Annotated in this window: 7 protein-coding genes; 5 read left to right on the top strand and 2 right to left on the bottom strand. The window is 67.1% G+C overall.

What is annotated here, in order from left to right:
• Positions 1-92 precede the first annotated feature (92 nt).
• Positions 93-1,175, bottom strand: coding sequence for an ABC transporter ATP-binding protein (locus V9K93_RS00160; RefSeq protein ID WP_136638821.1), 1,083 nt, complete (start codon positions 1,173-1,175; stop codon positions 93-95).
• Between the two features lie 352 nt (positions 1,176-1,527).
• Here V9K93_RS00160 and zwf point away from each other — a divergent pair, with 352 nt between their 5' ends.
• From zwf to eda, 5 genes are all read left to right on the top strand, one after another.
• The gene (gene zwf / locus V9K93_RS00155) at positions 1,528-2,964 is read left to right on the top strand and encodes a glucose-6-phosphate dehydrogenase (protein ID WP_337301904.1); all 1,437 of its coding nucleotides are present in this window, start codon (positions 1,528-1,530) and stop codon (positions 2,962-2,964) included.
• Entirely contained in the window at positions 2,961-3,968 is a 1,008-nt protein-coding gene (glk, locus tag V9K93_RS00150) for a glucokinase (protein ID WP_025878808.1), read from the top strand. Before zwf ends, glk begins: the two co-directional genes overlap by 4 nt.
• Positions 3,965-4,687: a 6-phosphogluconolactonase gene (gene pgl, locus V9K93_RS00145; RefSeq protein ID WP_025878807.1), complete on the top strand. Its 723-nt coding sequence runs from the start codon at positions 3,965-3,967 to the stop codon at positions 4,685-4,687. The genes glk and pgl overlap by 4 nt, the downstream gene beginning before the upstream one ends.
• Before the next feature lie 58 nt (positions 4,688-4,745).
• Positions 4,746-6,662: a phosphogluconate dehydratase gene (edd, locus tag V9K93_RS00140; protein ID WP_337301903.1), complete on the top strand. Its 1,917-nt coding sequence runs from the start codon at positions 4,746-4,748 to the stop codon at positions 6,660-6,662.
• A 205-nt stretch (positions 6,663-6,867) separates the two neighbouring features.
• Complete coding sequence (gene eda, locus V9K93_RS00135) at positions 6,868-7,527, top strand: bifunctional 4-hydroxy-2-oxoglutarate aldolase/2-dehydro-3-deoxy-phosphogluconate aldolase (RefSeq protein WP_049434194.1); 660 nt, start codon at positions 6,868-6,870, stop codon at positions 7,525-7,527.
• A 330-nt stretch (positions 7,528-7,857) separates the two neighbouring features.
• Here eda and V9K93_RS00130 read toward each other — a convergent pair whose 3' ends face one another.
• Positions 7,858-8,505, bottom strand: a complete 648-nt coding sequence (locus V9K93_RS00130; protein ID WP_004153112.1) for a response regulator — start codon at positions 8,503-8,505, stop codon at positions 7,858-7,860.
• Positions 8,506-8,691: the final 186 nt, after the last annotated feature.

Here is an 8,691-nt window from a genome sequence, read left to right as displayed (position 1 = left end):
GCCGCACCCCTCGGCTTCCGCCTGCGGGGGCCGGGCGGGGGGCGCCCCCCCCCGTCTGGGGGTGCGGGCCGCCCGGGCCCCGGCACTACCCCTTACAGGCGTTCGCCGCTTTCCGGGTTGAAGAAATGCAGGCCCTGCGGGTGGATCGCCACGCGGATGTCCTCACCCACGCGCGGCAGCGACTGCGGCGCCACGCGCATGGTCAGCGCATGCTGGCCGCTGCTCATGTTGACGAAGATCTCGTTGCCGACCGGTTCGATGCCCTCGATACGCGCGGTGAATGCATGCGCATCATCAGCACTGGCCGGCTGCAGGTGCTCCGGACGCACACCCACTGCGATCGGCTTCTGCAGCCAGGCCGGATCAATCGTGGCCTGGCCCAGCGGAGCACGCCATTCGCCATCGACCACGGTCACGCCACCAGCATCTCCCTCAAGGGTGCCACGCAGCACGTTCATCGCCGGGCTGCCGAGGAAACCGGCCACGAACAGGTTGGCCGGGCGGTCATACAGCGCCATCGGTGTATCGATCTGCTGGATGATGCCGTCCTTCAGCACCACGATGCGCTGGCCCAGGGTCATCGCTTCGACCTGGTCGTGCGTCACGTAGATCATGGTGGTGCCCAGCTTGCGGTGCAGCTGGGCGATCTCGGTGCGCACGCTGTGACGCAGCTTGGCATCGAGATTGGACAGCGGCTCGTCGAGCAGGAACACCGCCGGTTCGCGCACCAGCGCACGGCCCAGCGCGACACGCTGGCGCTGGCCACCGGACATCGCCTTGGGCAGCTTGTCCATCATCTCGGTCAGGCCCAGCGTCTGCGCCGCCTCGCTGATGCGCTTGTCGATCGTGGCTTTGTCATGGCCACGCAGCTTCAGGCCGAAGGCCAGGTTCTCGGCCACGGTCATGTGCGGATACAGCGCGTAGCTCTGGAACACCATCGCGATGTCGCGATCCTTCGGCGCCACGTCGTTGACCACGCGATCGCCGATGGTCAGCGTGCCGCCGCTGATCTCCTCCAAGCCAGCCACCATCCGCAGCAGGGTCGACTTGCCACAGCCGGACGGACCGACCAGCACCATCAGCTCGCCATCGGCGACCTCGAAGGTGGCGTCCTTCACCGCGACCTGGCCGTTGTCGTAGACCTTGCGCACACCCTGCAACTGCACTTTTGCCATATCACCTATCCGGTCCGCCCGAAGCCGGGCTGTCTTTTGGGACTGCCTCGGCCCTCCCGATGGCAGTGATGATTGCGCGCCTGCCGCATGACGGCGAGCACTGCAATCGAATACAGTTGCCCATTCTGCCATGTAAACGTTTTCACGTGGCACTATCCGATGATCGGTGCGCACCGATCTGCGTCGGCGGTTGAACGAAGGTTCTGCCGAAGCAGTGGTTTCGAATGGAACGGTCTTCCGGAGCCCCGGAGAACGCCCCGGACGAACCTCGGACAGGCAGTTGCGCGGATGTCCCCCGAACCCAGCCATGAAGCGATTGACAACGATGTCACCCGGATCTGAAACTCGAGCGATGCACGACACCCTCTTCCTGTTCGGTGCCACAGGTGATCTGGCCCAGCGCTATCTGTTCCCTTCGCTGCTTCGCCTGCTTGGCGACGGCCTGCTGCCGGAGGACTTCCGCATCCGCGCACTGGCGTTGTCCGGGCATGACACCGAAGCCTTCCATGACATCCTGCGGCCACGCCTGCAGCAGGCCATGCCGATGGCCAGCCAGGACGACATCGCCGCGCTGCTGCGCCGCATCGACTACCGTTCGGTCGACCTGCGCGACGTCGACTCGGTCGCCGCTGCGGTCTCCGATCTGGTGCATCGCAAGTGCGTGAGCTACCTGGCCATTCCGCCGGGCCTGTACATCTCCACCTGCGAAGGCCTGGCCAAGGGCGGCGCCCTCGCCGCGCCGGCACGCCTGATGCTGGAGAAGCCGATCGGCAGCGACAGCGAAAGCGCCGAGGAAATCATCAGCACCATCGGCCAGTGGATCGACGAGGACCGTGTGTTCCGCCTCGACCACTACCTGGGCAAGGCGGCGGTGCAGAACCTGATCGCGCTGCGCTTCGGCAACACGCTGCTGGAAGCGGTGTGGAACCGCAACTACATCGAGTCGGTGCACATCCTGGTGGCCGAGAGCGAAGGCGTGGACGGCCGCGATGCCTACTACGCCCGCTCCGGCGCGCTGCGCGACATGGTGCAGAGCCACATCCTGCAGCTGCTGTGCATGGTGGCGATGGAACCGCCGGCCTCGTTGGAAGCCGACCGCATCCGCGACGAGAAGGTCAAGGTGCTGCGCGCCCTGCGCCCGCTCGACGCGAAGCACGCCGCACGTGACAGCATCCGCGGCCGCTACACCGCCGGCACCATCAACGGCCAGCCGGCACAGGCCTACCAGCCGCCGGAAGGCAGCGACGTGGAGACCTTCGCCGGTGTCACCGCACATATCGACAACTGGCGCTGGAGCGGCGTGCCGTTCCACCTGGTCACCGGCAAGCGCCTGCCCGAGCGCACCACCCGCGTGGTGGTCACGCTGAAGCCGGTCACCCACTGGCTGTTCGAGCGCCCGCAGCGCGCGCAGGCCGCACCGAACCGGCTGGTGTTCCAGCTGCAGCCGCAGGAGAACATCGAGCTGGGCCTGATGAGCAGCCTGGCCGGCCCGGAATGGGGTGCGCTGGAACTGCACCCGCTGGAACTGGAACTGTCGGTGCCGACCGGCCTGCATCGCCGCATCGCCTACGAGCGCCTGTTCCTGGATGCCTTCAACGGCAACCACACGCTGTTCGTGCGCGACGACGAAGTGCGTGCGGCCTGGGCCTGGATCGACAGCGTGGCCGACGCCTGGAAGGCGGCCAACCTGCCGCTGGAGCCCTACCCTGCCGGCCAGTGGGGCCCGGCCAACGCGGTCGACTTCCTGCCGCAGGGCGTGGATGCGCCGGATAGCGGAGCGTCGGAATGAGTGCCAGCTCGCAGCCCGTGCTGGTCGCCGACATCGGTGGTACCAATGCCCGCTTCGCCCTTGCCGACACCTCGCAGGACGCCCCGCTGCTGAAAGAGAGCATCCGCGAGTACGCCGTGGCGGAGTTCCCGTCGCTGGGTGATGCCGCGCGCCACCATCTGGAGCAGATCGGCGCCACCGCAAGCCGTGGCGTGTTCGCAGTCGCCGGTCGTGTCGATGGTGACGAAGCCCGCATCACCAACCATCCGTGGGTGATCTCGCGCAGCCGCACGGCCGCGATGCTTGGTTTCAACGAACTGCACCTGATCAACGACTTCGCCGCGCAGGCGATGGCGATTTCGCTGCTGCAGCCCGATGACGTGGTCCAGGTCGGCGGTGCCGCCTGGGTTCCGGGCAAGCCGGGTCAGCCGCGCAACTACGCAGTGATCGGCCCAGGTACCGGCCTCGGCGTCGGCGGCCTGATTCTTCGCCACGGCCGCTGTTACCCGCTGGAAACCGAGGGCGGCCATGTCAGCTTCCCGCCGGGAACGCCGGAAGAGATCCGCATCCTGGAGATCCTGTCCGAGCAGTTCGGGCGCGTCTCCAACGAGCGGCTGATCTGCGGCCCCGGCCTGGTCAACATCCATCGCGCAATCTGCGAGATGGCGGGTATCGACCCGGGCCAACTGCAACCGGTGGACGTGACCGCCCGCGCCCTGCACGGCGATCCACAGGCGATGCGTACCGTGGATGTGTTCTGCGCGGTGTTCGGCGCCATTGCCGGTGATCTGGTGCTGACCCAGGGCGCCTGGGATGGTGTGTTCCTGACCGGCGGGCTGACTCCGAAGATGCTCGATTCATTGCAGCACTCCGGTTTCCGCCAGCGCTTCGAACACAAGGGCCGGTTCTCTTCGATCATGGCGCGGGTGCCGTCGCTGGCCGTGATGCATCCCCACGCCGGACTGCTGGGCGCCGCTGCCTATGCTGCCGACGCCGAACGTGACGCACCAGGAGTTGCCGCATGACCCCCATCTTCCAGGACGACCGTATCGACTTCATCAACCACGGCGATGCCGATGGCTGGATCGAAGCGGTTGCAGCCGAAATGGCGCAGGCGATCAACCACGACATCACCGAACTGGGCCGCGCACGCATCCTGCTGTCCGGCGGTACTACGCCGGCCCCGGTATACCAGGCGCTGGCCGAGCTGGACGTGCATTGGGACCGCGTTGAAGTGAGCCTGGCCGACGAACGCTGGTTGTCGCCGCAGGATCGCGACAGCAATGCGTGGCTGGTGCGCGAGAACCTGCTCACACGTGCCGAAGGTGCGCACTTCGATCCGCTGGTGCGGATCGGCAAGCCGCTGCCCGAGTGCGTGTACACCGCCAACCTGCAGGCCCAGCACAGCCAGGCGCCAAGCCTGGTCGCACTGGGCATGGGCAACGACGGCCATACCGCCTCGCTGTTCCCGGGCTCGAAGGACCTGACCCGCGCGCTGGAAAGCACCCTGCCGTATGCCGCACTGGATGCCACCGGCTGTCCTGGTGCCAACCAGTGGCCGCTGCGCATCACCCTGACCCCGCGCGGCCTGGCCCAGTGCCGCCAGCGTCTGCTGCTGCTGCGCGGCAAGCAGAAGCTGCAGGTGCTGCGCCAGGCATTGGACAGCAACGACCCGCAGCAGTATCCGATCCTCAACGCGATCAACCTGGAAGGCGCGCGCCTGCGCGTCCACTGGGCTGATTGATGTCGGCGGCGGCGCCTTGCTGCCGTTTGCCTCTCGCCACCTCGAACGCCGGTAGCCAATGAGCCTCCATCCGCAACTGCAAGCCATCACTGAGCGCGTCATCCGCCGCAGCGCCGCTTCGCGCGCCGCCTATCTGGCAGCGATCGACGCCTCCCTGCGCGATGGCCCGTTCCGCAGCCGCCTCAGCTGCGGCAACCTCGCCCACGGTTTCGCCGCCTGTGGTGGCACCGACAAGAGCCGCCTGCGCGGCGGCGTGACGGCCAACCTGGGCATCATCACCGCCTACAACGACATGCTGTCGGCGCACCAGCCGTTCGAGACCTATCCCGAACAGATCCGTGCGGTGGCCCGCGAACTGGGCGCGACGGCACAGGTTGCCGGCGCTGTGCCGGCGATGTGCGACGGCGTCACCCAGGGCCGTGGCGGCATGGAGCTGTCGCTGTTCTCGCGCGATGTCATTGCCCAGGCCACCGCGATCGGGCTCAGCCACGACATGTTCGATAGCACCGTGTACCTCGGTGTGTGCGACAAGATCGTGCCGGGCCTGCTGATCGGCGCCCTCGCCTTCGGCCATCTGCCGGCGGTGTTCGTGCCGGCCGGCCCGATGACGCCGGGCATTCCCAACAAGCAGAAGGCCGAAGTGCGCGAGCGCTACGCCGCCGGTGAAGCGACCCGCGAAGAACTGCTGGAAGCCGAATCGGCGTCCTACCACGGCGCAGGCACCTGCACCTTCTACGGCACCGCCAATTCCAACCAGGTGCTGCTGGAAGCGATGGGCGTGCAGCTGCCGGGCGCATCGTTCGTCAATCCGGACACGGCGCTGCGCGATGCTTTGACCCGCGAAGCCACCGAACGTGCGCTGGACATCACCGCACTGGGCGATGATTTCCGTCCGCTCGGACGGATCATCGATGAGCGCGCGATCATCAATGCGGTCATTGCGTTGATGGCAACCGGTGGTTCGACCAACCACACCATCCACTGGATCGCGGTGGCACGCGCAGCTGGCATCGTGCTGACCTGGGACGACTTCGACGAGCTGTCGCAGCTGATTCCGCTTCTGGCCCGCGTTTACCCGAACGGCGAAGCCGATGTAAACCGCTTCGCCGCAGCAGGCGGCCCGGCCTTCGTGTTCGGCGAACTGATCAAGGCCGGCTTGATGCACGGCGACCTGGTCAGCGTGGCGCGCGGCGGCATGGCCGACTATGCGCGCGAACCGCAGTTGCGCGACGGCAAGCTGGTCTACCTGCCGGGGCTGGAACGCAGCGCCGACGAAGAGGTGGTGCGTGGTGTCGACAATCCGTTCGAACATCAGGGAGGCCTGCGCCTGTTGCGCGGCAACCTCGGCAAGTCACTGATCAAGCTGTCGGCAGTGAAGCCGCAGTACCGCACGATTGAAGCACCGGCGGTAGTGGTCGATGCGCCGCAGGTGCTGAACAAGCTGCACGCCGCGGGCATGCTGCCGGAGCATTTCGTGGCGGTGGTGCGCTACCAGGGCCCGCGCGCCAACGGCATGCCGGAACTGCATTCGCTGGCGCCGCTGCTGGGCCTGCTGCAGAACCAGGGCCGGCGCGTGGCGCTGGTCACCGACGGCCGCCTGTCCGGTGCCTCGGGCAAGATTCCGGCGGCGATCCATGTGACGCCGGAAGCCGCACGTGGTGGTCCGCTGGGCAAGGTACGCGAAGGCGACATGATCCGCCTTGATGGCGAGGCCGGCACGCTGGAAGTGCTGGTGGATGCGGCCGAATGGGCCGCACGTCCGCTGGCGCCGAACACGGCACCGGCAGCGCACGACCTGGGTCGCAACCTGTTCGCGATCAACCGTCGCGTGGTGGGGCCGGCCGACCAGGGTGCGATTTCAATTTCGTGCGGGCCGGCGGCGGCCGATGGTGGGCCGTGGGACTACGATGCGGAGTACGAGCTGGGGCACGATGCGGCGGCGGCGGCGGCACCGCATGAGGCGAAAGACGCCTGAAGCGAAAAGCCGCGGCAGGCTTCCCGGCTTGGGCAGTAGAGCGCCCTGGCCGGGACACGCCGTAAACCCATCCATGGGGGCTCGATCGCGGCATCCATGCCGCTCACGGTCCCGGCCAGGGCGCTCTACTGCCCTTGGACAACTCCCGGCGCGTCATTTGCGCTGCGGCCACTGAATCAAGAAGAGCAAAGGCAAGGGCAAAAGCATGGGTATCGAACAACATCAGGTGAAGGCGGCGGAGTTGCTGCATGCGGCGGGCATCCTGCCGGTGGTGACGATTCATACGCTGGACCAGGCGCGTGCGGTCAGTGCGGCGTTGCTGGAAGGTGGCCTGCCGGCGATCGAGTTGACGCTGCGTACGCCGGTGGCGATGGAAGCGCTGGCGATGCTCAAGCGTGAGCTGCCGGACGTGGTGGTGGGTGCCGGTACGGTGCTGACCGTGGAGCAGATGCAGCAGTCGATCGATGCGGGTGCGGACTTCCTGGTGACGCCGGGTACGCCGCCGGCACTGGCCGATGCACTGGCGGCGGCACCGCTGCCGGTAGTGCCGGGTGCGGCGACGCCCACCGAGCTGCTGTCCCTGTACGCGCGCGGCTTCCGCGTGTGCAAGCTGTTCCCGGCCACTGCCGTGGGTGGGCTGGCGATGATCAAGGGCCTGGCCGGCCCGGTCGCCGACCTCAAGCTGTGCCCGACCGGTGGCATCACCGAAAACACCGCCGCCGAATACCTGGAGCAGAAGAACGTGGTCTGCATCGGCGGTTCGTGGATGGTGCCGGGCAACTGGATCGCCGACGGCGAATGGGACAAGGTGCGCGCCAGCGCCGCCGACGCCGCGAAGATCATCCAGCGCGTGCGCGGTCACTGAGCACATCAAGATGTAGAGCCGAGCCCGCGCTCGGCTCCGGCATCATCAGGGGTCAGAGCCCTTTCCCACCGGGAAAGGGATCCGACCCCGGGCAACGAGCGCGCAAAGCGCGCGACCCGCTCCTGCTCTTCCTTCTTCATTCCGCGGTGGCGGCGCACGGAAACTGTCCGTGGCCCTGCGGAGGGATTGCGCAGGGGCGTAAGCGCCATGGATGGCGCGCCCGAGCCTCCAGGGATGGATTCACGGCGTCCCCTGCGCAATCCCTCCGCAGGGCCAACCCCACGAATCCTGCCGCACACCGCGAGGGGCTCAGCCGTTGGCCGAAAACCCTTACAGCGGCCGCGCCGGATCCACCAGCCCATACTGGCTGGCCATCCGCGCCAGCGCGATGTTGTCGTGGATTCCCATCTTCTCGAACAACCGCGCCTTGTGCGTGTTCACCGTCTTCGCACTCAGGCTCAAGCGCCGCGCGATGTCTTCCTGGCGCAGGCCCTGGGTCAGCAGCAGCGCCACTTCCAGCTCGCGCGGTGACAGGCTGTCGAACGGCGAACCGTTGCCCTCCACCGTCGACAACGCCAGGTTCTGCGCGATGCTGGTGCCCAGGTAGCGGCGGCCACCGGCCACGTCGCGCACCGCACGCAGCAGCTCCTGCGCATCGCAGCCCTTGCCGATGTACCCGGCAGCGCCGGCTTCCAGCAGGCGCTTCGGCAGCGGGCCGTCCTCCAGCACCGATACGATCACCACGCGGGTGTTGCGGTGGCTGCGGACGATGCGCTCGGTCACTTCCATGCCGCTTACGCCCGGCAGGTGCAGATCGCACAACACCACGTCCGGCAGCAGCTGGCGGACTTCACGCAGCGCGTCTTCACCGGTCTCGGCTTCGCCCACCACCTCGATGTCGGTTTCCCCCGACAGAATCATCTTCATCCCGGTGCGGACCAGCGCGTGGTCATCCACCAGGTAGACTCGAATCGTCATTCACGTACCTCTTCGAATGCGGCCATTGCAGGTCAAGCTAGGCAGGGTGCCGATACCCTGCAAGCGCGTCCGGAATGCGGCGCCGGCGATCTGCCTTGCGCATCACATTACCGCGCGTTGTGCTTGCCCCCTGTCTTGCAGAACCTGCTGCAACGAAACAACTGATCTATTACGTAGACGCCCCGG

It is taken from the genome of Stenotrophomonas sp. CCNWLW162, assembly GCF_037203745.1.
Taxonomy (GTDB): domain Bacteria; phylum Pseudomonadota; class Gammaproteobacteria; order Xanthomonadales; family Xanthomonadaceae; genus Stenotrophomonas; species Stenotrophomonas maltophilia_AQ.
This window is presented reverse-complemented; position numbering and strand designations above follow the sequence as displayed.